At 66.2% G+C, this 21,044-nt stretch carries 16 protein-coding genes; 6 read left to right on the forward strand and 10 right to left on the reverse strand.

From position 1 onward, the window contains the following. Window positions 1-157: 157 nt before the first annotated feature. From AC6IY7_RS04195 to AC6IY7_RS04210, 4 genes are all read right to left on the reverse strand, one after another. Complete coding sequence (locus AC6IY7_RS04195; protein WP_497781770.1) at window positions 158-1,204, reverse strand: aldo/keto reductase; 1,047 nt, start codon at window positions 1,202-1,204, stop codon at window positions 158-160. Next, entirely contained in the window at window positions 1,204-3,411 is a 2,208-nt protein-coding gene (locus AC6IY7_RS04200; RefSeq protein WP_497781771.1) for a 3-hydroxyacyl-CoA dehydrogenase NAD-binding domain-containing protein, read from the reverse strand. Before AC6IY7_RS04200 ends, AC6IY7_RS04195 begins: the two co-directional genes overlap by 1 nt. Window positions 3,412-3,436: 25 nt before the next feature. Beyond that, a complete protein-coding gene (locus AC6IY7_RS04205; protein ID WP_497781773.1) occupies window positions 3,437-4,645 on the reverse strand; it encodes an acetyl-CoA C-acetyltransferase in 1,209 nt (402 codons plus the stop codon). Window positions 4,646-4,737: 92 nt separating this feature from the next. Continuing rightward, the gene (locus AC6IY7_RS04210) at window positions 4,738-6,531 is read right to left on the reverse strand and encodes an acyl-CoA dehydrogenase C-terminal domain-containing protein (protein WP_497781774.1); all 1,794 of its coding nucleotides are present in this window, start codon (window positions 6,529-6,531) and stop codon (window positions 4,738-4,740) included. A 407-nt stretch (window positions 6,532-6,938) separates the two neighbouring features. Here AC6IY7_RS04210 and AC6IY7_RS04215 point away from each other — a divergent pair, with 407 nt between their 5' ends. Together AC6IY7_RS04215 and AC6IY7_RS04220 are read left to right on the forward strand one after the other, a co-directional pair. Further along, the gene (locus tag AC6IY7_RS04215; RefSeq protein ID WP_497781775.1) at window positions 6,939-11,159 is read left to right on the forward strand and encodes a hypothetical protein; all 4,221 of its coding nucleotides are present in this window, start codon (window positions 6,939-6,941) and stop codon (window positions 11,157-11,159) included. A gap of 272 nt (window positions 11,160-11,431) precedes the next feature. Next, a complete protein-coding gene (locus tag AC6IY7_RS04220) occupies window positions 11,432-12,298 on the forward strand; it encodes an ATP-binding protein (RefSeq protein WP_497781777.1) in 867 nt (288 codons plus the stop codon). 6 nt (window positions 12,299-12,304) lie between these two features. Here AC6IY7_RS04220 and AC6IY7_RS04225 read toward each other — a convergent pair whose 3' ends face one another. The 4 genes from AC6IY7_RS04225 to rpsF all read right to left on the reverse strand — a co-directional run bounded on the left by AC6IY7_RS04225 (window position 12,305) and on the right by rpsF (window position 14,867). Beyond that, window positions 12,305-13,372, reverse strand: coding sequence for a sensor histidine kinase (locus AC6IY7_RS04225; protein WP_497781779.1), 1,068 nt, complete (start codon window positions 13,370-13,372; stop codon window positions 12,305-12,307). Between the two features lie 226 nt (window positions 13,373-13,598). Further along, window positions 13,599-13,997: a hypothetical protein gene (locus tag AC6IY7_RS04230; RefSeq protein ID WP_497781781.1), complete on the reverse strand. Its 399-nt coding sequence runs from the start codon at window positions 13,995-13,997 to the stop codon at window positions 13,599-13,601. Window positions 13,998-14,163: 166 nt separating this feature from the next. Then, window positions 14,164-14,400: a 30S ribosomal protein S18 gene (gene rpsR / locus AC6IY7_RS04235; protein WP_018266677.1), complete on the reverse strand. Its 237-nt coding sequence runs from the start codon at window positions 14,398-14,400 to the stop codon at window positions 14,164-14,166. Then, window positions 14,400-14,867 carry a 30S ribosomal protein S6 gene (rpsF, locus tag AC6IY7_RS04240; RefSeq protein ID WP_497781784.1) on the reverse strand — a complete coding sequence of 156 codons (468 nt, stop codon included), beginning with the start codon at window positions 14,865-14,867 and terminating at the stop codon, window positions 14,400-14,402. The genes rpsR and rpsF overlap by 1 nt, the downstream gene beginning before the upstream one ends. A gap of 298 nt (window positions 14,868-15,165) precedes the next feature. On the opposite strand from rpsF, the gene AC6IY7_RS04245 reads away from it, so the two are divergent. The 4 genes from AC6IY7_RS04245 (at window position 15,166) to hemH (ending at window position 17,872) form a co-directional block, all read left to right on the forward strand. Beyond that, window positions 15,166-15,738, forward strand: coding sequence for a L,D-transpeptidase (locus AC6IY7_RS04245; protein ID WP_497781786.1), 573 nt, complete (start codon window positions 15,166-15,168; stop codon window positions 15,736-15,738). 82 nt (window positions 15,739-15,820) lie between these two features. After that, window positions 15,821-15,946: a hypothetical protein gene (locus tag AC6IY7_RS04250; protein WP_497781788.1), complete on the forward strand. Its 126-nt coding sequence runs from the start codon at window positions 15,821-15,823 to the stop codon at window positions 15,944-15,946. Between the two features lie 109 nt (window positions 15,947-16,055). Then, window positions 16,056-16,871 carry a 3-methyl-2-oxobutanoate hydroxymethyltransferase gene (gene panB / locus AC6IY7_RS04255; protein WP_497781790.1) on the forward strand — a complete coding sequence of 272 codons (816 nt, stop codon included), beginning with the start codon at window positions 16,056-16,058 and terminating at the stop codon, window positions 16,869-16,871. Then, entirely contained in the window at window positions 16,868-17,872 is a 1,005-nt protein-coding gene (hemH, locus tag AC6IY7_RS04260; RefSeq protein WP_497781792.1) for a ferrochelatase, read from the forward strand. The genes panB and hemH overlap by 4 nt, the downstream gene beginning before the upstream one ends. Window positions 17,873-17,902: 30 nt before the next feature. On the opposite strand, the gene AC6IY7_RS04265 is transcribed toward hemH, so the two are convergent. Both AC6IY7_RS04265 and AC6IY7_RS04270 read right to left on the reverse strand, forming a co-directional pair. Next, on the reverse strand, window positions 17,903-20,191 hold the full coding sequence (locus tag AC6IY7_RS04265) for a hypothetical protein (RefSeq protein ID WP_497781794.1): 2,289 nt from the start codon (window positions 20,189-20,191) through the stop codon (window positions 17,903-17,905). A gap of 475 nt (window positions 20,192-20,666) precedes the next feature. Further along, window positions 20,667-21,044 (reverse strand): winged helix-turn-helix transcriptional regulator, encoded by a 378-nt coding sequence (locus AC6IY7_RS04270; RefSeq protein WP_497781796.1) that lies wholly within the window; start codon window positions 21,042-21,044, stop codon window positions 20,667-20,669.

The raw sequence follows: 21,044 nt of genomic DNA on the forward strand, positions 1-21,044 counted from the left end.
CGATGGCCGCGAGATTAGTGCGCTTTTTGCTCGAACGGAATCGCTCGCGCGCTCAGAATTCGCTCCGACCAGAAAATTTGTCCGGTTTCCGATCGATCAGGACCCGAAACCGGTCTAGCGCGCGATTGCTGGCCTGTCACGACCGCGGCGCGCCGGGTCATTTCGCCTCGAAGGGTCCCGGACGACGAAAGGCGCCCTGACGCTCCAGCATCCATCCTGGATATTCCGCCGCGAGCGCGCTCACCGCATCGAGCTTTGCGAGTTCCTCGGCGCCCAGCGTCAACTTCGCCGCGGCGAGATTCTGCTCGAGCTGATCGATGCGACGCGCGCCGATGATGACGCTGGTCACGAAGGGCTTGGCGAGCACATAGGCGAGCGCGACCTCGGCCACGCTCGCGCCATGCGTCGCGCCGATCTCGCGCATTGCGGCGACACAAGCCCAGGCGCGATCCCTGTCGACCGGCGGAAAATCGAAAGCGACGCGACGTCCTTGTGCATCCTCCGGCGCGCCTGGGCCATATTTGCCCGAGAGCAATCCGCCGGCGAGCGGCGACCACACCATGAGGCCGAGCTTTTCCTCCGCGAGCAGCGGGACGATCTCACGCTCGAGATCGCGGCCGGCGATGGAATAATAGGCCTGCACCGTCTCGTAGCGCGCAAAGCCCAGCCGCTCCGAGACGCCGAGCGCCTTGGCGATGCGCCACGCCTGCCAATTGGAGAGGCCGATGTAACGCACCAGCCCGCGCGAGACGAGATCGTCCAGCGCGCGCAATGTCTCCTCGATCGGCATCACCGAATCATTGCCGTGAATTTGATAGAGATCGATATGATCGGTCTGCAAGCGCTCGAGGCTCGCCTCGACGCTGTCCATTATGTGCCCGCGCGAGGCGCCGCGATCATTGGGGCCGGCGCCGGTCTCGCCATAGAATTTGGTGGCGATGACGACATCCTTGCGCTTCACGCCGAGATCGACGAGCGCCTGCCCCACCATTTTCTCCGAGCGGCCGAAGGAATAGACATCGGCCGTGTCGATGAAATTGACGCCGGCCGCAAAAGCGCGCTCGACGATGCGCGTCGCCGCCTGCTGATCGACATCGGCGATCGCGCCCCAGATGCCAGCGCCGCCCGCCTCGCCGAACGTCATCGCGCCGAGGCAGATTTCCGAGACGAAAAGGCCCGTGCGGCCGAGCTGATTGTATCGCATCACGCCGCCTTCGCCTGCGCGCCATATTTGCCGTAGAAGCTCTCGCCCTTCTTCGCCATCTCGCGCAGCTCGGCGGGCGCTGTGAAGCGCTCGCCATATTTCTGCGTGAGCTCGTCGCAGATGGCGACGAAGGCCGCGGTTCCGACGCCGTCGATGTAAGACAAAGTGCCGCCGGTGAAAGGCGCGAAGCCGAAGCCGAGAATGGAGCCGACATCCGCCTCGCGCGGATCGGTGACGACACCCTCGAACAAGACGCGCGCCGCCTCCACCGCCTGCACGACGAGGCAGCGCTGCTTCAGCTCCTCGACATCTATTGCGTCGGGGTCGAGCTTCTGATCGGCGAGCGCCGAGAGGCCCGGCCACAGGCTCTTCTTGCCACTCGCCGGATAATCGTAGAAACCCTTGCCGTTCTTGCGGCCGAGTCGCCCTTCCTGCTCCACCATGAAATGCAGCACGCGCTCCTGCGTCGGATCGACGGCGGCTGCGCCGAGATCCTTCTTGGTCGCGAGATGAATCTTCCAGGCGAGATCGAGCGCGATCTCGTCATTGAGCGAGAGCGGGCCGACCGGCATTCCGGCCATGCGCGCGGCGGTCTCGATCATCGCCGGCGGCACGCCTTCGGTGAGCATTATGTGCCCTTCGCGCACGAAATTCAGCACGCAGCGATTGGCGTAGAAACCGCGCGTGTCGTTGACGACAATCGGCGTCTTCTTCAAGACGCGCACGAAATCGAGCGCCGTCGCCACGGCGCGGTCATTCGTCTTCTTGCCGCGTATCACTTCCACGAGCAGCATTTTCTCGACCGGCGAGAAGAAATGAATGCCGACGAAATTCTCCGGCTTCAGGGACGTCTCGGCCAGCGAGCTGATCGGCAGAGTAGAGGTGTTGGAGGCGAAGATCACATCGGGACCGACGATCGCTTGCGCCTTCTTCGTCACTTCCGCCTTCACGCCGCGCTCCTCGAACACGGCCTCGACGATGAGATCGGCGCCGGCGAGCTTCTCATAATCCGGCGTCGCGGTGATGCGCGAAAGCAGCGCCTCCTTATCGGCGGCGGTGGCGCGGCCGCGTGACACCTGGCCGGAGATGAGCTTGTCGATGACGGCCTTGCCCTTGTCGGCGCTCTCCTGATCGCGATCGATCAGCACCACCTCTATGCCGGCGAGCGCGCTGACATAAGCGACGCCCGCGCCCATGAAGCCGGCGCCGAGCACGCCGATCCTGGCGAATTTCGCCGGCGGAATTTCCTTGGGTCGATGCGCGCCCTTCTCCAGCTCATTCTTGGAGAGAAACAGCGAGCGGATCATCGCCGCCGCTTGTTTGGAGCGCAGAATATGCGCGAACCAGCGCGCCTCGACGCGCAGGCCGAGATCGAAGGGCAATTGCAGCCCCTCGAACACGCTGTGCAATATGGCCTTGGCGGCCGGATAATTATCGAAGGTCTCGCGGCGGTAGATGGCGTTGGCGGCGGGCCACACCATCATGCCGCCCGGCGAGAACACGCGGCCCGACGGCGGCTTGAAGCCTTCGACGTCCCAAGGCGCCTTGCCCTTGCCGCCATCGACGATCCACACGCGCGCGCGTTCGACGATCTCATTCTCCGGCGCGAGCTCGTGAACGAGTCCGGCCGCCTTGGCTTTGGCGGGCTTCAGCTGCTCGCCCTTGAACAGCAATTGCAGAGCGTCGCCGGTCTGCATCAGCCGCGCGATGCGCTGCGTGCCGCCGGCGCCGGGGAAGAGGCCGACCTTGATTTCCGGCAGGCCGACCTTGGTTTTGTCCGAGTCGGAGAGCACGCGATAATGGCACGCGAGCGCCAGCTCGAAAGCGCCGCCGAGACAAGCGCCGTGAATGGCGATGGCGAAGGGTTTGCCATTGGTCTCGAGCTTGCGATAGAGCAGCGACAGTCTGCGCGCGCCTTCGAAGAACTGCTTCATCGCAGCCTCTTCGCCCTGCTCGCGCACGGCTTTGGCGTATTCCACAGCGCTCTTCTGCAGCATGGAGAGATCGGCGCCGCCGGAGAAGGCGGGCTTGCCCGATGCGATCACGCAGCCCTTGATCTCAGGATTGCTCGCCACCTCGTCGATGACTTTTTCCAGCTCGTCCATCACCTCGAAGGTGATGACATTCATCGAGCGGTCGGGGCTGTCCCAGGTGAGCAGAGCGACGCCGTCGGCGCCGGTCTCGAAACGGAAATTGACGAGGTTCATCGGGTCGCTCCCGCAGGCTTGAAATTCACACGCGCTCGATGATCGTCGCGGTTCCCATTCCCGCGCCGATGCAGAGCGTCACCAGCGCCGTGGACTTGCCGCTGCGCTCCAATTCGTCGAGCGCCGCGCCCACCAGCATCGCGCCCGTGGCGCCGAGCGGATGGCCGAGCGCTATGGCGCCGCCATTCACATTCACCTTCGAAGCGTCGAGGTCGAAAGCCTGCATGAAGCGCAGCACCACGGCGGCGAAAGCCTCGTTCACCTCTATGAGGTCGATGTCGGAAAGGCTCATGCCGGCCTTGGCGAGCAGCTTCTTCGTCACATCCACCGGGCCGGTGAGCATGAGCGCCGGCTCGGAGCCGATATTGGCGAAAGCGCGCACGCGGGCGCGAGGCTTCAGCCCATGCCGTTCGCCCGCTTCGCGCGAGCCGAGCAGAACCGCAGCGGCGCCGTCGACAATGCCCGACGAATTGCCGGCATGATGCACATGGGTCAATTTCTCGACATCGGGATGCGCCTGTATGGCCACGGCGTCGAAGCCCGCCTGCTCGGCAAAAAAAGCGAAGGACGGCTTGAGCGCGGCGAGCGACTGCATATCGGTCTGCGGCCGCATATGCTCGTCGCGATCCAGAATGGTGAGGCCGTTGACGTCCTTCACCGGCGCGATGGATTTCGAAAAGCGCTTCTCCTCCCAGGCGCGCGCGGCGCGCTGCTGCGACTGCACGGCGTAAGCGTCGACATCGTCGCGCGAGAAGCCGTATTTCGTCGCGATGAGATCGGCGGAGACGCCCTGCGGCATGAAGTAAGAGGGAATGGCGATCGTCGGATCGACCGGCCAGGCGCCGCCCGAGGCGCCGATGCCGACGCGGCTCATGCTCTCGACGCCGCCGCCGATGGTCAGCTCGTGCTGGCCGGACATGATCTGCGCAGCGGCGAAATTCACCGAGTCGAGACCCGAGGCGCAGAAGCGATTGATCTGCACGCCGGGAACCTCATAGCCATAGCCGGCGGAGATCGCCGCGGCGCGGGCGATGTCGCCGCCGGCCTCGCCGACCGGATCGACGCAGCCGAGGATCACATCGTCGACCGGCGCGCCATCGAGATTGTTCCTCTCCTTCAGCGCGGAAAGAGCGGTGACGGCGAGGCCGAGGCTCGACACCTCATGCAGCGAGCCGTCCGGCTTGCCGCGCCCGCGCGGCGTGCGCACGGCGTCGTAGATATAGGCTTCGGGCATGAAGCAACTCCGTTGCTGGGCGAATAGCGAATGGGGAGTAGCGGATAGCTCGTCTCTCTCTATTCGCTACTCCCTATTCGCTATTCGCTTCATCAAAACATCTCCGCCGGCAGGCTCATCGTCGTATCGACGCCCGCCGTTATCCGCGCGAGACGAAAGCCCGTCTCGGGCAGCATCTTCTCCATGTAGAATCTGCCCGTCGTCAGCTTGGCGTCGAGCCAGGCGCCGTCGCTGGCGCTCTCCTTCTTCTTGTCGAGCGAAGCGCGGGCGATGCGCGCCCATATGTAGCCGAGCGCCACGCGACCGAAGAGATGCATGTAATCATAAGATGCGCCGGCGCCATTGTCGGGCTTGGCGAGCGCATTCTGCATCAGCCAGATCGTGGCCTTTTGCAAATCGCCGAGCGCCGCCTTCAGCGGCTCCACATAGGGCTTCATCTGCTCGTCGGCGCTCTCGCGGCTCGTGAATTCATTCACCTCGGCGAAATAGGCCATGGCCGCGCGGCCATTGTCCTTGGGCAGCTTGCGGCCGACGAGATCGAGCGCCTGAATGCCATTGGCGCCCTCATAGATCATGGTGATGCGGGCGTCGCGCACGAATTGCTCGACGCCATTCTCGTCTATGTAGCCGTGGCCGCCCCAGATCTGCTGCGCCTTCACGGCATTCTCGAAGCCGAGATCGGTCAGCACGCCCTTGAGCACCGGCGTCAGCAGGCCGAGCCGGTCCTCCGCCGCCTGACGCGCCGCGGCGTCCTCGGACCGATGCGCGACATCGCTGTCCAGCGCGGCGGCGAGGGCGAGGCCGCGCGCCGCCTCGTTGAAGGCCTTCATCTCCATGAGGCCGCGCCGAATATCCGGATGCACGATGATGGGATCGGCGCCGCCGCTGGCGTTCTTCGCGCCGGTGAGCGCGCGGCCCTGCAGACGCTCCTTGGCGTAGGCCGCCGCATTCTGATAGGCGACCTCCGATTGCGCGAGACCTTGCACGGCGACGCCGAGCCGCGCCTCGTTCATCATCACGAACATCGCATTGAGGCCCCGATTGGGCTCGCCGACGAGAAAGCCCCTGGCGCCGTCATAATTCATCACGCATGTGGCGTTGCCGTGAATGCCCATCTTATGCTCGAGCGCGCCGCAGCGCACCGCATTGCGCGGGCCGAGCGAGCCATCCGGCGCCACCTCGAATTTCGGCACGATGAAGAGCGAGATTCCCTTCACCCCTGCCGGCGCGCCTTCGATGCGCGCGAGCACGAGATGAATGATGTTTTCGGCGAGATCATGCTCGCCGGCGGAAATGAAGATCTTCTGTCCGGTGATGGAATAAGCGCCGTCCGCGCGCGGAACCGCCCTCGAGGTGAGCAGGCCGAGATCGGTGCCGCATTGCGGCTCCGTCAGATTCATCGTGCCGGTCCAGCGGCCGGCCGCCATCGGCGGGGCGTAGAGCCGCTTCTGCTCCTCGTCGCCATGGCGCAGCAGCGCGGCCAGCGCACCTTGCGTGAGGCCCGGATACATCGCAAACGCCATATTGGCGGCCGAGGCGAATTCATTCATCACCACGGCCAACGTATAAGGCAGGCCTTGTCCGTCATATTCGGGCGGAACCGCCAAGCCGACCCAGCCGCCGGCGACGAACTCGCGATAGGCCTCCTTGAAGCCCGCGGGCGTCGCGACATCGCCCGAAGCGTCGAGACGGCACCCCTCCTCATCGCCGCTGCGGTTCAAGGGCTGCAGCCGCTCCTCGCAGATTTTCCCCGCCTCGCCGATGATCTGGGCGAGCACATCCGGCGCGACATCGGAAAAGCCGTTCAGATTGCCGTAACGCTCGAGATGCAAAACGTCGTTCAACAGAAACAAGGTGTCGTCCACGGGGGCTTTGTAGATCGGCATGAGCGGCTCTCCCTGCGTGGATCATTTGTTTTTGCTAGGTATTCTTTCGATATAGGCGTTTACCCGGTCATCGGACGACCGAATGCGGACTATGCGCTCCTCATGGTTACGAAATCGCAACCCGGCCAAATTCCGGCGCGGGAGGGCAAGTCCTTCATTCGACGTATGAATCACGGTTCGGCGAACGCGCTCTGCGCAGCAATAGGTAGAGAGCCGGACCGTCTCGCGCAATAGGCCGCGCGCCGGTCGGCCCCGCACAAGGATTAACCATTTATTAACCTCGTTCGAAGGAAAGTCCCTCGCGACGACGCCTCCCGCCGTCACAGCGTTCCGGCGCGATTCGCGCCTCGAGTCGTCGCTCGTCCAGTTTCCTCACGCCTGCACGGGTCGAGCCCGCCGGATATCCGATGACAGAGGCATTTCCCTTCAGCTTCAAGGGTATACATCACGAAACCCGCGACGTCGCACGCGCCGCGGCGCGACGATCGGGCAAGAGCCTTTCCGATTGGCTCGACGATGTGATCCAAGAAAAAGCAATTATCGACGAGCGCGCTTCCGCCGATGATGACGACGAGCCGACCGCTCCGGCCCGCCGGCGCGCTCTGCGCTCGCGAATCTACGGACGCACGGATCGCGGCCGTCTGCGGCGCGACGCCTCGCCGAGGCGCGACATGCGCGACGACGAGCCGGACGATGATTTCGCTCCGGCGCCGCTGCGTGGCCGCGGCGAGGTCGACGCCAAAGCCATCGTCGACGACGCCGTCGCCCTCTTCGAACGGCGTTCCGCCGAGAGCGAGCGCAAGACGGCGAACGCCCTTTCGGGCCTCGCCAAGCTGATCGACCGCAATCATTCGAGCCGGGCCCGCCTCGGCGACGATATCGGCGCCGTGATGGAGCGGCTCGGGCGGATCGAGGAGCGAATCGCCACTCGCTCGGACGAGGGCGTCAAGCCGATCCGCAATGCGCTGGCGCGGCTCGAGGCGCGCATCGACAGCCTGTCGAGCGACGATCGCGCCTATGAGTTCGAGGGCGCGCTCGGCGCGCTCGACCAGCGGCTCGCCGACATAGCAGCGAGGCTCGAGGAAGAAGCCGAAGAACGCCGCATCGCCGCGCAGCGGCAGCAGGAACGCGAAAGACAGCCCGAACGGGAAAGACCCCAAGAACGGGAAAGGCAGCAAGAACGCGACAGACAGCCCGAGCGCGAGCGCCGGACCGCGACGCGGCGGCCTCTCGCGGACGCCGTCGCCGAGATCACCGAACGCCAGCGCGCGCTCGAGGAGCAGGCCGGAGGCCATGACGGCGAGCTCGCCTACGCCAGATCGGCCATCGAAGCGCGGCCGGCCATCTTCGACGGCCTCGCCGAATCGATCGAAGCGCTCTCGCGGCAGCTCGCCGCGTCCCGCGCCGAGCAAAACGTCCAGGGCGAGCAGCAGGCCGCCGTCGTCGCCCAGATCGATCTGTTGCGCTGCGATCTCGAGGGGCTCTCCCGCGCGCTCGTCGATCTCGCGCCGCGCGCCTCCGTCGCCGCCGTCGAGACCGCCCTGCGCGAGCTCACCGAGCGCGTCGAGGCGCAGCGCCTCTATGGCGTCGAAGATATGGTGCTGGCGCCGGTCGAGCGGCTCGCCGCCGATCTGCGCTCGATCTTGCGCGAGCTCGATCCGAGCCGCATCGTCGCCGTTCTCTATGAGGAAGTGCGCACGCTCGGCGACAAGCTCGCCGAGCATCACGCCGACGGCGGCGCCGATCGCGCCGCGCTCGACGAGATCGCCGGCGAGACGCGCGAGATACACGAGCTGCTCAAGGCGGTCTCGCGTCGCCCATTGCCGATCGAGAAGCTCGAGGCCGGCATCGCCGCGCTGACGACGCAGGTCGACGAGCTGAGCGCCGCCGGAGCCAATGTCGCCACGGCCAAGGATGTGGGCGAGCTCATCCACGGCATTCGCTCGATCGTCTCGACCGAGATCGGCGGCTCCTTCGCCGCGCTCGAGCGCCGGCTCGAATATTTCGCGGCCAAGCTCGACAACATCACGACGAAAACGGGCGGCGGCAAGCGCTTCGACGAGATCAACGAGCGCATCGATCAGGTGCACAAATCGCTCGCCGCGCGCATAGAGCGCAGCGGCTCGGGCGTCGACGTCGATCAGGTCGAGCAGCTCTTCGCCTCTTTCGCCAAGAAGATCGACGCGGCCGCCGAAGCCAAGATCGTCCTTCCCGTCGACGAGCTCGGCCGCAAGATCGAGAAGCTCGAGCAGCGGCTCCAGCCCGCCGCGGCGAAAGCGCAGCGATCCGCCGAAGCGGAGCAATTGCGCGAGATCGCCAAGAACATGGACGAGCTGCGGTCCGATATGAAGCGCAAGGAGCGCAGCGGCGCCGGTCTCGATCCCAATCAGTTCGAACGTCTCTTCACCTCGCTCGCCGAGAAGATCGACGCGGCGTCCGAGGCCAAGATCGTTCATCCCGGCTTCGACGAGCTCGGCCGCAAGATCGAGAAGCTCGAGCAGCGGCTGCAGCCGGTCGCCGCGAGCGCGCAGAAATCCGCGGGCGCGGACCAGATGCGCGCGCTCGCCGAGCGCATCGACCATGTCCACGCCGAGCTCGCCGCGCGCATCGATTCGACCGCGCGCCGGCGCGCCGACGACGCCAATCTGCAATTGGCGGAGCTCGTCGGACAGCTCGCGCACAAGATGGACGCGGCGCTCGATCCGGAAGCCGACCGCACGACCTTCACCGCGCTCGAGCAGCAGATCGGCCGCCTCGCGGAACGGCTCGACCGCTCCGACATGAACGGCGATTCCTTTGTCGCGATCGAGCGCGCGCTCGGCGCGCTGGCGACCAAGGTCGAGGAGACGCGCAGCACGACGGTGCGCGTCGCCGAGATCGCCGCGCGCGAGGCGGCGCAGGATGCGCTGCGCGACGCGACCGCGCAGGGCGGCCTGCAGGACGCGCTGGAAAAGGAGCTCGCCGAGCTCCGCAATTTCCAGGACGAGGCCGGCCATCGCACCAATCAGACGCTCGCCGCTGTCCACGAGACCTTGCAGCGCGTCGTCGAACGCCTCTCCATGTTCGAGGACGAGCTCACCGATCTGCGCAAGGTCAAGCCCGCCGCAGCGGAGCCGCCGCGCGCCAAGGACGGCGCCGATCCGCGCCGCGCCGCGCGCGTGAAATCGGCGGCGCCGGTCGGCGACGTCGAGGATATTCTGCTGGAGCCGGGCGACCGCCGTCCGCGCCGCGAGCCGACGGTCGTCCGCGAGGACGAGCGCGGCGGCTCGGTGCAGCAGGATTTCATCGCGGCCGCGCGCCGCGCCGCCCAGCAGGCCGCGGTCGACGCCCAGGCCGCCGCGGCGCAGGGCAGCAAGGCCGCGAAAAAAATCGCCGCCGAGCGCGCTGCGAAACCGGAGCCCGAGCGCGTCGCCGCGAGCGGCGGCGGCATGAACGCCGTCGGCGCGGCGCTGCAGTCGCGCCGCCGTCCGCTGCTGCTCGGCGTCGGCGTGCTGGTCCTGCTCTATGGCGCCTATCAGATCGCCCGCGTGACGCTCGACTCTCCGGCGCCGCAGGCCTCGGCCGTTCAGGCGGAGCCGGAAGAGGCGACGGCCGCCGCCGAGAAGCCGGCGTCCGAGGCCTCCGCCAACGCCGCCGAGCCGGCCGCCAAGGAGGGAGGCGCCGCCGAGACCAATGCCGCGCCGCCCGCCGCCGTCTCCGCGGCGACGCCGCCCAGAGCGCCCGCCCTCGCCCCGACCGCGCCGCGATCGCTCGGCGTTCCGGCGTTCACGCCCGGCGCTTCCGGCGTCGGCGCCTTCTCTCCCAATCCGCAGGCTCCGGCCCCCGGCCGTTTCGGCTCCCAGACGGTTGGTCCCATGCCGGTCGATCCCATGCCGGTCGGCGCGATCGCAACGCCCGCGGCGACGCCTCCCGCGACGCCGCGGCAGGATGTGCTCGCGACGATCAAGGAGATCGCCGCGACCGGCGACGCCAATGCGCAATATGAGCTCGGCCTGCGCTACTCGGAAGGCCGCGGCGGCGCGCCGCGCGATCCGAAAATCGCCTTCCAATGGTTCGAGAAGGCCGCCAACAAGGGGCTCGCTCCGGCCCAATATCGGCTCGGCTCCATCTATGAGAAGGGCATGGGCGTCGACCGCGACTATGGGCAGGCGCTCTCCTGGTACAAGCGCGCCGCCGACGCCGGCAACGCCCGCGCGATGCATAATCTCGCCGTGCTCTTCGCCGGCGGCGGCGACGGCAAGCCGGACTATGACCAGGCGGCGCAATGGTTCCGCAAGGCGGCCGAATATGGCGTGCGCGACAGCCAGTTCAATCTGGCCATTCTCTGCGCCCGCGGGCTCGGCGTTCCGCAGAGTCTGACGCAGTCCTATCTGTGGTTCTCGGCCGCCGCCGCGCAAGGCGACGAGGACGCCGGCAAGAAGCGCGACGAAGTGCGCGCGCGCCTCGACTCGAAGGACCTCGCGACCGCCAAAGCGCTCGTCGACGGCTTCCGCCCGAAGCAGCCGGACAGCGCCGCTAATGACGCGCCGCCCCCGCCCGGCGGCTGGGAGAACGCCAGAGCCCCCGGCAAGCCGGAGACCAAGCCGGAAACCAAACCCGCCGGCAAGCCGAAAGTCTCCGCGCTCTAAAAGGTCAAAAAATGCCCTGTGTCGGCGCGGCGACAGCCGGACGAAATTCGACGCCTCGCGCCAGCCGCTCTCGACGAGCGCGGGCGTCAACCCGCTGACGACGACATATGCGAGTTCGCATTTGGCGTCTCGGCAGACAAATCAGGATCTCGTCGGTCATTTCTGCTTCTTTCCGCCGACGCCCTTCCGCGAACGCCAGGGCATGAGCGCCGCGACGCGGTTTTTGCTATAAGCCCCTCGGTCCGCGCGACGCCCGCGGCCGAGGAGCCCCCATGTCGGACAAGGATAAACTCGCCCTTCTCGAGCGTATCGCCGCCGCGCTCGAGCGGCTCGCCCCGCCGCCGCCGCGCGCGCCCGATTTCGCCGGCGCCGAGGCCTTCGTCTGGCGCGCCGCGCGCGGCGAATTCTCGCCCGTCGCCGAGGTCAATCGCGTCGATCTCGCGCTGCTCGAGGGGATCGCCCGACAGCGCGACCAGCTCCTCGACAACACGCGCCGCTTCGCCCGCGGCCTGCCGGCCAACAACGCGCTGCTGTGGGGCGCGCGCGGCATGGGCAAATCCTCGCTCGTCAAAGCAGTCCACGCCGCGATCGCGCGCGAGGCGCAGAACGCCCGTCCGTTGAAGCTCGTCGAAATCCATCGCGAGGACATAGAGAGCCTGCCCGGCCTGCTCGCGACATTGCGCGAAAAGCCGTTCGGCTTTCTGCTGTTTTGCGACGATCTCTCCTTCGACGGCGCGGAGACGAGCTATAAATCGCTGAAATCCGCGCTCGAGGGCGGCGTCGAGGGGCGGCCGCGCAATGCGCTGTTCTACGCCACCTCCAATCGCCGCCATCTGCTGCCGCGCGACATGATGGAGAACGAGCGCTCCTCCGCCATCAACCCCGGTGAGGCGGTGGAGGAGAAGGTCTCGCTCTCCGATCGCTTCGGTCTATGGCTCGGCTTCCACAATTGCGCGCAGGACGATTATCTCGCCATGGTGTTCGGCTATGCGCGCCATCACGGGCTCGACGCGGCGAAGGAGACGATCGAGCGCGAGGCGCTCGAATGGTCCATCACACGCGGCGCCCGCTCGGGGCGCGTGGCGTGGCAATATGTGCAGGACCTCGCCGGGCGGCTCGGCAAGCGGCTCGACGGCTGAAACGGCTTACGAGAGCGCGTCGCGCACCGGCAGAACGATGAAAAAGGTCGCGCCGACGCCGGGCTGCGCCTCGACGCTGAGGCGCCAGCCATGGCGATCGGCGATCGCCTTGCAGATGGCGAGGCCGACGCCCGAGCCCGGATAGTCCACCTTGCTGTGCAATTGCTTCAGCGGCTCGAAGATATTCTGCGCATATTGCGCTTCGAAGCCGATCCCTTCGTCGGCGATGGCGAGGCAGAGCGAGGTCTCGTCGCGAAAGCCCTTTATGTCGATCGTCGCCGGCCGGCCGGGCTTTCGGTATTTGATGGCGTTGGCGAGAATATTCTGCATCAGCCGCTGGAATTGCGTGGCGTCGGCCTCGATCGCGACGGCGGGCAGATCGATCTCCACCTGCGCTTTGGTCTCGGCGATCGTCGGCGACAGAGCGGCGAGCGAAAGCTCGATTGCCGCGCGCAGATCGAGCGACGCGAGCTCGAGCTCGTCATTCGCGATGCGCGAGAAGGACAGGATATCCTGCACCAGCGCGCGGGCGCGCAGCGCGGAAAGGCGCATGACGGCGTTGGCGTGGGCGATCTCGTCATTGTCGCCGCGCAGGATCGCCTCCTCCATCAGATCGCCGAAAACGGCGATCTTGCGCAGCGGCTCTTGAAGGTCCTGCGAGGCGACGAAGGCGAAACGCGCGAGCCGCTCATTGACGCGCTCGAGTTCCTGCGCGTGCGCGACGAGCGCCGCCTCCTCGGCGCTCGTTCCGCGGAGATCGACCAATGTCGCCAGAATGATCGTCTCCCCGTCACGCTCGATCATGGTGAAGCGCGCGTCGATCGGGAAACGCACGCCGTCGCGCCGCACGCCCTCGAGGCCGAGGCCGAAGCCGGCGTCCGGAGGCGGCGGCTCCGGCAACAACCGGGAAATGGGCAAGCCGACGATCTCCGCCGCGGCCTCGAAGCCGAACATGCGGCGGGCCCAGGCATTGGCGCCGGTGATAGAGCCGAGCTGGTCGATGAGCACGAGCCCCGCGACTGTCTCGTCGAACACGAGTCGACGCCAGTCGTCGGCCGTCGCGGCCTCCGGCATTCTCTCTCCTTCGTCACGTCCGGCTGCAGCACGGTTTTTCCGCGCGCATTGTCGAGCTCTCGTCTCGCCGGACGCAGTCTCCCTCCGCGGATACTGGCCCGAGGCCCCGCCGAGGTAAAGAAGAAATTGACGCCTGGCGGCGCAAATCCTCACGAAGACTTTGGCTATGCAGGATATTGTGGGTGAAATTCTAAGAAAATTCGATTCAATTCTGACAGGAACGCGATCACGCCCAATGTCTCAGCGCATGAGCGACGAAGGCGTAGGCGATCCACAGGAATCCGACGGAGGTCACGACAAAGGTCGCCGCCGTGTAGATTTTCCAGATCGCCTTGTTCCAGAAATCGGGATCGAAAGCGGCGATGGTGAAGACGGTCGGATTGGTGAAGCCGCCGACCGCGACGCACCAGCAGGCGACGATCGGAAGCTCCACGCCGGAGCCATAGAATGCGACGCCGAAGCCCGCCATCATCGCGTAATCGATATGGGCGCGGATCATCGTCTTATAGTCGATGACGAGAGTGTCGAGCCCGGCGACCGGAAACCATTTGGCCAAGGTCATGAGCCAGGCGGTCGTGATCAGAGCCGTCATGCAGGCCGCCGAGCCGATGAGCAGGATTTCCACGTTCGAATTCTCCTCGCTGTCGATTGGACGATGGAGGAGTCGTTATCGCGCGAATGTCCCGCTTTCGCTCGGGGCATCCTCCCGGATCATATCGGGATGATTGCCCGACGCGCAAAAAAACGGCCGCGCCCGAGGCGCGGCCGTTCGAAATTCCGATCCGAAAAGCTCAGCGGATCACGTAAGGCAGAAGGCCGAGGAAGCGGGCGCGCTTGATGGCCTGGGCCAGCTCGCGCTGCTTCTTGGCCGAGACGGCCGTGATGCGCGAGGGCACGATCTTGCCGCGCTCGGAGATGTAGCGCGAGAGCAGACGCGTGTCCTTATAGTCGATCTTCGGGGCGTTGGCGCCGGAGAAGGGGCAAGACTTGCGACGACGGAAGAAGGGGCGGCGGGCTGCGGCGCTCATCAGAATGTCTCTCCTTCGGCGCGGGGTTCGTCACGGCGCGGGGGACGACGATCACCCCGGTCGCCTCTATCTCCTCTATCGCCTCTATCGCCACGATCGGGGCGCGGGCCGCCGGGGCCGCGGCGGTCGCCGCGATCATCGTCGTCACGCTTGCGAAGCTGCGCGGACGGGCCTTCCTCCAGCGCCTCGACGCGCAGGGTGATGAAGCGCAGAATATCCTCGCTCAGCCCTTCCTGACGCTCGACCTCGGCCAGAGCCGCCGGCGGGGCGTCGATGTTGAGAAGGGTGAAATGCGCCTTGCGGTTCTTCTTGATCCGATAGGCGAGGGACTTCACGCCCCAATATTCGGTCTTGGACACCTTCCCGCCGAGCGAGGCGATGATGCCCTTGAACTGCGTCGTCAGCGCTTCGACCTGCTGGGGCGAGACGTCCTGACGCGCAAGATAGATATGCTCGTAGAGAGCCATTCTCTTGCCTTTCCTCATTGTCGCGAGCCGCTCTCGGCGCAGAGCCCTTCGAGCCTCATGGGAAAGGCTCGATCGGGAAGTTCGAAGGCGGAGACACTGGAAGACGGGCGAACCCTGCCTCGGACAAAGCCGAAGCCTTCCGTTCAGCCTCCGGCCGGAAGCGTCGCGAAGCGCGCTTTATAGCGGGGCGGGCGCAGGATGCAAGCCGACTGTCGACAAGGCGTCGGCTCCTTCCCATTTCGGCCGCATTTCCTCCCGACAACCGGCGCGGACGTCAACGGCAGGGAGGCTGTGAAGAATGGTCTGGACAAAGGCGCGCTCGGCTTGCGCTCTCGTTTTCGGTCTCGCGCTCGCCGGAGAGGCGCAGGCCGCCAATTTCCTGGATCGCGGCCCGGTCGCCGATTTCGTCAATAATTTCCACCTGCAATCCATCCCCAGCCAGACCGTCGTCTGGAGCCATCCCCAATATAAAAAGGGCACGATCGTCGTCTCCACCAAGGAGCGGCGGCTGTACTATGTGCTCGGCCCTACCCGAGCGATCGAATATGGCGTCGGCGTCGGCCGCGAGGGCTTCACCTGGTCCGGCGTGAAGACGATCACCGCCAAGAAGGAATGGCCCGATTGGCGTCCGCCCGCCGCCATGCTGAAGCGCCGGCCCGACCTGCCGCGCCATATGGAGGGCGGCCAGGAAAATCCCTTGGGCGCCCGCGCGCTCTATCTCGGCTCCAGCGATTATCGCATTCACGGCTCCAATGAGGGCGACACCATAGGCGAGGCGGTCTCCTCCGGCTGCATCCGCATGACCAATCGCGACGTCGTCGATCTCTATGATCGGGTGAAGGTCGGAACCCGCGTGGTCGTGCTGAAATGACAGGACGGATCTTCTCGCGCTATTAACTTCGCGTCCTTAAATCGTAGAGGCGGCGTTCTTTGGAGTTTCGAGGAAAACGGTCATGCGCAAGTTCTGCATTCTGGCGAGCCTCGTCGCCGCTTATGCGCTGCTCGCGGGCTGCGACAAATGCACCCACGAGCTGCAGGACATTCGCCTGCCGCTGCTGCCGCACGCCTGCTCGCGCTGAGCGGGAATTTGGGCTATAGGCGGGGCGTCTTCTGTGTCCTCGCTCGTCTTCGAGGTGAATCGAACCGCGACGACGAGGCGACGACAAGAAGCGAGACGCGGGTGAGCGAATGTCGTCGCGTGCGGCCGAATTCCTGAACATGAAGCAGCGCGGCGAGAAATTCGTCGTGCTGACCGCCTATGACGCGCCGACGGCGCGGATCGAGGTCGAGGCGGGCGTCGATATCGTCATGGTCGGCGACAGCGTCGGCACCAATGTGCTGGGCTACGCCAGCGAGCGCGAGGTGACGCTCGCTGATATGGCGCATCACATCGCCGCCGTGCGCCGCGGCGCGCCGAGCGTCTATCTCATCGGCGATCTTCCCTTCGCGACCTATGAGACCGAGGCGCAGGCGCTCGCCAGCGCCTCGCGGCTCGCGCAGGCCGGCGCCGATTGCGTGAAATTCGAAGGCGCGCGGCCGGACATCGTGCGCGCGCTGAAGCGCGAAGGCTATGAGGTGTGCTGCCACATCGGGCTCGAGTCGCAGCATCAGGAGGGCAAGCGCCGCCAGGGCAAGACGGCCGAAGCGGCCGCCAAGCTGCTCGCCGACGCGCTGGCGCTGGACGCGGCGGGCGCCGATTTTCTCGTTCTCGAGCTGATCCCGCGCGAACTCGCGGCAAAGATCACGAAACGCCTGCGCGCGCCGACGATCGGCATCGGCGCCGGCGCCGAATGCGACGCGCAAGTGCTGGTCGTGCACGATCTCGCTGCGCTCGGCGCGCGCGACTTCAAGCATAATCGCCGCTATGTGGAGCTCGGCGAAGCGTTGCGCGAGGCCGTCGCGGCTTACGCGCGCGACGTGCGCGAGGGGCGCTTCCCGGCCGCGGAGAACGGCTTCTCCCTGGAGGCGGCGGAACTCGCGGCCTTCGAGAAAAGCGTCGCATGAGCGCGTCTCGAATCGGCCTTCTGCTCGTCAATCTCGGCACGCCGCAGGGCGCCGATTATTGGTCGGTGCGCCGCTATTTGCGCGAGTTCCTGTCGGATCGCCGCGTCGTCGATCTGCCGCCCGTGCTGTGGCGCCCCATTCTCGAGACCTTCGTGCTGAGCTTTCGTCCGCGCCGCTCGGCGCGCGCCTATCGCTCGGTCTGGAATGTCGAGCGCGACGAAGGTCCGTTGAAGACGATCACGCGCGCGCAGGCGGAAAAGCTCGACGCCCGCTTCACAGATACGGGCGTCATCGTCGATTTCGCCATGCGCTACGCCGGGCCTTCCATCGGCGAGAAGATCGACGCGCTACGCGCAAAGGGCTGCGAGCGCATCCTGCTGTTCCCGCTCTATCCGCAATATGCGGCCTCGACGACGGCCTCCGTCTTCGACGATGCGGCGCACGCGCTGGCGCGTCTGCGCGAGCAGCCGACATTGCGCATCGTTCCGCCCTTCTACGACGACGCCGCCTATATAGACGCGCTCGCGGATTCGACACGCGCGCAGCTCGCGGCGCTGGATTTTGCGCCCGAGATTCTGATCGCGTCTTTCCATGGACTGCCACAGGCGCAGATCGACCGCGGCGATCCCTACCGCCGCCATTGCGAGGCGACACTCGACCTTTTGCGCGCGAAGCTGGGCATGTCGGCCGAGCATCTGCGACTCGCCTTTCAATCACGTTTCGGCCGCACGCAATGGACCGGGCCCTATACGACGAATGTTCTGCAAGAGCTGGCGCGGAGCGGCGTCAAGCGCGTCGCCGTGCTGACGCCGGGCTTCGTCTCCGACTGTCTCGAGACATTGGAGGAGATCGGCGTCGAGCTGCGCCATTCTTATTTGACAGCCGGCGGCGAAAAATTCGCGCGGCTCGATTGCCTCAACGACAGCGAAGACGGTCTGCGCGCGCTGGAGACGATCGCGCGGCGGGAGCTTTCGGGGTGGGCAATCGGCTTTGAGCAATAGGCACCGCTCAGACTGCGCATTGTCTACGGCCTACTGTCCATATCTCCCCGTCAGCCGCCGCCACAGCGCGTCGAAAGGCCGGAAGACGAAGCGCACCTCATGCTTGCCCTGCGGCGCGGCGACGGCGCGGAACATCACATTGGCGCGTAGAATTTCCGCCGGCTCGCCGTCGATCTGCGCCGACCAGGACGGATGGAATATATCGTTCAGCACCACATAGCCGCCGCCCTGCGGAACATCGGCGTCGATCACCACTTCCGTATTCGCATAGGAGCGGATGCGCGCGCCGCTCGCCTCGCCCTCCTCCGGCCGCGAATGGCGGCAGACGGGCGGCTCCTCCAGCAGCACGCTGGCGCGATAATCGAGATCGGGCCAGACGCCATCCTCGATCATCTGCGCGAAATCGACGCGCGAGGCGCAGGTCGCGAGCAGCACGCGTGGCAGCGCGCGCTTATTCTCATAGACGTAAGCGTCCTTGGTGCGCGCGATGAGTTCGAGATCGCCCGGCTGCAAATTCTTGTCGATCTCCTCGATCGGAACGCCGGTCGCGATGAAACGCAGTCCCAAGAGATCGGCGAGCGTCGAGCGATAGGAGGGATAGAGCTTGGAGAAGACGCGCTGCTCGGGCACAGCGAGATGATCGCCCGCGCCGGTCGCATCCTCGAGCAGGCGCAGCCGCACCGGATTATAGCCGAACTCCTGATCGAAGCCATGGACCAGCGAGGCGTTGGGCCAGTGGAAATCGATGCCGGCGAGCTCGACGCGGTCGCGCCGATCCGGCGCCGCCGTCGCGGCGAGACGCGCGCGCAGCAGAGCGATGGTGTCGTTTCGCGTATCGGCGCGCAGCACTTCGAATTGTTGCGGCGGCAGCGCCGTCGATTCATTGGGGCCGTTGTTGACGGCGAGATCGAGCGTCATCGTCGCGCCGACGGCGGCGAGCAGCGCATAGCGACGCGCCGCGAGCCACGGCGCGAAGGCGATGACGAGAAAGGCCAGCGCCACGAAGGCGGCGCTCTCGGCGAGCGGCGCGAGGGCGGCGGAAAGACGATCCTTGCTCCAGGCGAGCGCAATGGCGAGCGCGAAAAGCGCGGCCAGCGCCGACGCGAGAAAGCGCAGCGGCGGCCTGCTCGGCGCATTGGCCACGACATTGAGCCCGAAGCCGGCGAGAATGGCGAGCACGGCGCAGAGCGGGAAAGTGGCGTCGGCCGGGCGGCGGAAGAGATCGACGCCCGGAATATGGAACATCAGCGCGAAGGCCGGCGTGAAGCGGCCGAGCGCATAGAGCAGCAGCGCCAGCGCCGCGGCGGCGAAGAAGCTGACCTCGCGATTGGATGGCAGACCGTGGCGCGTCAGGGCGATGAGCGAGACCAGCGGCAGCGCGCCTATATAGACGTCGCACATGTTGCGCGCGAGGAAGAGATCCGGCGAGCCGAAGACCGCCGCCGGCGGACCCCAGAAATTCGCGAGCGGACCATCCGTGCCGAAGAGATTGGCCGACACGAAAGTGAGCAGCGCCGCCGGATGCAGCGAGCCGCGTAACGCGCCCTCGAGATCGATGGCGGGCCGATTGGATTGCGACGCCAGCTCCATCGTCAGCAAGAGCGGAACGATGATGATGGCGACGCCGCAGGCCGCGCCGGCCGCGAGCGGCGCGACAGCGGTGGAAATCTTCGCATCGTCCGAGAAGACGCGAAAGACGGCGTAGGCCGAGAGAACGAGCACTTCGAGAAAAGCGACCTGATCGCGGCCGAGTACGAGGAAGGCCGCGGCGACGCCCGCATAGGCGCCCCATTGCGCCGAGCGACGATCGAGCGCGCGGGCGAGCAGGAACAAAGTCACCGGGAACCAGGCGAGGCTCATCACCTGCCCCGTATGCTGAATGCGCCAGGCGGCCGAGCCGCCGAAGGCGAAAGCCAGCGCGCAGAGCAGCGCGCCCTCCGCCGAGAATTTGCGGTCGCGGAAATAGGCGATGAAGGCGAGGCCGCCCATCGCCAGCATCGCGAAGACGATGCCGTCCTCGAGCGCGAAGGAAGGCTCGGGAACGAGCCAGGCGGCGATCAGGAAGAAGGGCGAGAAGATCAGCGATTGCGGATCGGCCACCTGCGGCGAGCCGGCGAAGACATTGGGCGTCCAGAAGGGCGATTGGCCCGAATGCAGCGCATGCGCGAGAAAGGCGAATTGCGGCTGGAAATGCGCCTTGGCGTCCCAGGGAACGGTGACCCGGCCCGACGCCCAAGGAAAGGCGAGAACCACGGAAGCGGCCAGAAAGACGAGCGCCGCGGCGCCATAGGAAACTTTGGTCTGCGGACGCTCGGTCACTCTCGGCTCACTCCGACGAATCTCACTCGCCCTGCATTGCGCATGATTTTTTCAAAAGCGCAAAGGACGAAGGGGCCGCGCTCGATAGGGCAATCCAGCGACGCATCCGCCCTCCCCATCAGGGGGAGGGTCGGCCGGCGATAGCCGGACGGGGTGGGGTCCAGAGCCCGAGACTTGGGGCGTCACCCCCTCCCGAGCGCATTCGGCGGCAGACATCGCGAAACGCTACAGCCGTCCTGGCCGGGCTTGTCCCGGCCATCCACGCCAAGCAGCTGAGAAACCGAAGGAAAGCGCCCGCTGTCAATGGATTCATCCCGTGGCGGGCGCCCCACCGGAGCTTCGGCGTCACGCCAAACTTTCAAGACGCCTCGGCGTCCCGGCGTGGATGGGCCGGGACAAGCCCGGCCATGACGTCGCAGGGGCGGTATGGAAACGCCCCTCCGAAATGCGTTCGCCTTCACGCGCCGACCGCGCGCTACGGCCGTGGCGCAGCGGCCTGCTTTTCCGCCACGGCGTCGAAACGGCGTCGCGAGTCCTCGATCGTCTCGACATTCTCGAGCGCCCAGTCGCCGAGCCGATGCAGCGGCTCGCGCAAAGAGCGGCCGAGCGGCGTCAGCTCGTAATCGACGCGGGGCGGGATAGTCGGAAAGACGGTGCGCGTCACGAAGCCGTCGCGCTCGGCCGCGCGCAGCGTCAGTGTCAGCATACGTTGCGAGATGCCGCCGATGCGGCGCCGCAGCTCGTTGAACCGCAGAGGCCCGTTCCCGAGCGATTCGACGACCAGCACCGTCCATTTGTCGCCGATCCGCGACAGAATGGCCGCAATGCGCCCGCATTGGGCGGGAACATGCAT

This window comes from Methylosinus sp. is20ea, from assembly GCF_059718135.1.

Bases quoted from the DNA above. Each gene is read 5' to 3' on its own strand.
- hemH (WP_497781792.1), top strand. From the start codon at position 16,868: ATGAGCGCGTCTCGAATCGGCCTTCTGCTCGTCAATCTCGGCACGCCG.
- AC6IY7_RS04250 (WP_497781788.1), top strand. From the start codon at position 15,821: ATGCGCAAGTTCTGCATTCTGGCGAGCCTCGTCGCCGCTTATGCGCTG.
- AC6IY7_RS04215 (WP_497781775.1), top strand. From the start codon at position 6,939: ATGACAGAGGCATTTCCCTTCAGCTTCAAGGGTATACATCACGAAACC.
- AC6IY7_RS04195 (WP_497781770.1), bottom strand. From the start codon at position 1,204: ATGCGATACAATCAGCTCGGCCGCACGGGCCTTTTCGTCTCGGAAATC.
- AC6IY7_RS04210 (WP_497781774.1), bottom strand. From the start codon at position 6,531: ATGCCGATCTACAAAGCCCCCGTGGACGACACCTTGTTTCTGTTGAAC.
- panB (WP_497781790.1), top strand. From the start codon at position 16,056: ATGTCGTCGCGTGCGGCCGAATTCCTGAACATGAAGCAGCGCGGCGAG.
- AC6IY7_RS04205 (WP_497781773.1), bottom strand. From the start codon at position 4,645: ATGCCCGAAGCCTATATCTACGACGCCGTGCGCACGCCGCGCGGGCGC.
- AC6IY7_RS04220 (WP_497781777.1), top strand. From the start codon at position 11,432: ATGTCGGACAAGGATAAACTCGCCCTTCTCGAGCGTATCGCCGCCGCG.
- rpsF (WP_497781784.1), bottom strand. From the start codon at position 14,867: ATGGCTCTCTACGAGCATATCTATCTTGCGCGTCAGGACGTCTCGCCC.
- AC6IY7_RS04225 (WP_497781779.1), bottom strand. From the start codon at position 13,372: ATGCCGGAGGCCGCGACGGCCGACGACTGGCGTCGACTCGTGTTCGAC.
- AC6IY7_RS04200 (WP_497781771.1), bottom strand. From the start codon at position 3,411: ATGAACCTCGTCAATTTCCGTTTCGAGACCGGCGCCGACGGCGTCGCT.
- AC6IY7_RS04270 (WP_497781796.1), bottom strand. From the start codon at position 21,044: ATGCATGTTCCCGCCCAATGCGGGCGCATTGCGGCCATTCTGTCGCGG.
- rpsR (WP_018266677.1), bottom strand. From the start codon at position 14,400: ATGAGCGCCGCAGCCCGCCGCCCCTTCTTCCGTCGTCGCAAGTCTTGC.
- AC6IY7_RS04245 (WP_497781786.1), top strand. From the start codon at position 15,166: ATGGTCTGGACAAAGGCGCGCTCGGCTTGCGCTCTCGTTTTCGGTCTC.